Genomic DNA, 1,837 nt, shown 5'->3' with positions numbered 1-1,837 from the left:
CCAGTTTCGGTTTGGACACCACATTCTCAGGAAATCGTGAACTCACCCTGATGAAGCGAGCTGTCGGATGCGGTTACAAGGTAAATTTTATTTTTGTCTGTGTCGAAAGTCTTGCGTTGTGCCAAGCTCGCATCCTTGAACGGATTGACAGCGGTGGGCATGCCGTGCCCGCAGAAGATGTGTCACGGCGTTACAGCAGAAGTCTGCGTAACCTCGCTTCAGCTTTTGACTTGGCAGAACGGGTATTCATCTTGGACAACACGGGAGAAAAGCGCCGCTTACTCCTATCCGTTGAGAATGGCCGCGTGAAGCACTTATCCAGTAATCTGCCCCAATGGGCAAAAGATGCAATACCGGATCGTTCCATTCACTCTGAGCGGAATGAACTGATTTAAGGGTGAATATACGCCAGACGGGAAATAGCATCCCCGCTATTGTCACCAACTGCTGATACTGCCGCCCTAATGTCTTAGGCCATGGAAAGGTGACCGCTACTCCAGTTTCTTGGCCAGATCCTCCGCCCGTGGGTGGTAGTATCGAAAGACCATCTTCGAATCTTTATGACCCGTCACTTTCATCAATTCGTGCATCATAAATCTTGCCGCCAACCGCGAGGTTCCTTCGTGCCTGAGATCATGCCAATGGAGATCGAGTAGCATAGCGTCCACAGCAATTTCCATTTTGGTTTTCCCGGCAATTATCATTTCCTTTTCGTAATCAACCCGTGCCCGTTTAATTGCGTGCCCCCATGATTGGACAAGGGCTGATTTGGTAAGCCTTAACACTTTTCCTTCAATCGAATGGGGTAACTCTGATAATGTTTCGAGGGCACGGGGTGACAGCGGGATTGTGCGAGATGTCCCGTTTTTGGTATCTATCAAGTGAGCCGTCTTATTTTTCAAACTCACATTCTGCCACAGCAGATCAAGCGATTCCCCTTGACGCATGGCCGTTTCACAAGCCAGGATGAATGCGGGTAGTATCCAAGGATTTTTGCACTGTTTAAGTGCGGCGACAATACGGACTTCTTCACCGTCAAGTAACCGACGGTCGCGGCTGTTGTCCTCTCTAGGCAAGGTGATCTTGCGAATCGGGTTGTCTACTGGGATTCCCCATTCTTTGTTTGCCAGGTTGAACAGGTGGCTGATAGGGGCTAAATCCAGCCTGATGGTTGCAGCAGATACTCCAGCCTTTTTTCGTTCGTCACGAAATTTTGCGAAGTTTCCAGGTGTAAGGGCCAATAGGGACACTTTTGCCAATTTGCTATTCTTCCATGTCAGCAAACGGTTTTTTTCCTGTATCGCACTTTTCTTGTTGGGTGTGACCTCTTCCAAGTAGCGATCTATGGCATCAGCCAAGGTGGTCTTTTCGGCTTCGCTCCGATTAGTGTAATCCCCTCTATCTATCCTGAACTCAATGCTGCGAGCCCATTTTTCCGCAGCCTCCTTGGTCGGAAAAGTTTTTGATACCGTCTCATTCCCTTTGCGCCTGACCCTTGCCTGCCACCAGTCATTTTCTCGCTTCGTAAATGTCGCCATCATTTCCCCTCGTTGGCACGGATTTGGTCCCGTAATTCAGAGGATATTGTATATTTCCAAATAGAAACAGTAAAGTATATATAAAACAATTTCGGACTGTTAATCCGCAGGTCCCAGGTTCGAGCCCTGGTCGGGGAGCCATAGGCACATATGAAGTAACTTCAATTAAGCCAACTGAACTTTAGACATTCGCCTCTCCCAGCCACCCAGGATTTTCCATGGTGGTGAGGTGGGGAAAACACAAAAACAGGGCGATTCGACAATGATGGACAGGGGGTTGCGTGCCTCAGCACTGCAAT

Annotated in this window: 1 protein-coding gene, 1 tRNA gene and 1 pseudogene; 2 read left to right on the top strand and 1 reads right to left on the bottom strand. The window is 48.8% G+C overall.

Going from position 1 to position 1,837, the window contains the following annotated elements; all coding sequences use genetic code 11:
• Nucleotides 1-395 (top strand): annotated as a pseudogene (locus tag IV91_RS0113880) (zeta toxin family protein); the annotation flags it as partial.
• Between the two features lie 96 nt (nt 396-491).
• Here IV91_RS0113880 and IV91_RS0113875 read toward each other — a convergent pair.
• Nucleotides 492-1,541, bottom strand: a complete 1,050-nt coding sequence (locus IV91_RS0113875) for a tyrosine-type recombinase/integrase (RefSeq protein ID WP_200874434.1) — start codon at nt 1,539-1,541, stop codon at nt 492-494.
• Nucleotides 1,542-1,566: 25 nt separating this feature from the next.
• Between IV91_RS0113875 and IV91_RS18140 the strand changes: the two genes are divergently transcribed.
• A tRNA-Asn gene (locus IV91_RS18140) sits at nt 1,567-1,679 on the top strand.
• The last annotated feature ends 158 nt before the right edge of the window (nt 1,680-1,837 follow it).

Source organism: Ferrovum myxofaciens (assembly GCF_000735045.1).
GTDB lineage: Bacteria > Pseudomonadota > Gammaproteobacteria > Burkholderiales > Ferrovaceae > Ferrovum > Ferrovum myxofaciens.
The sequence above is the reverse complement of the archived record's forward strand: the minus strand, read 5'-3'. Positions and strand labels throughout refer to the sequence as shown.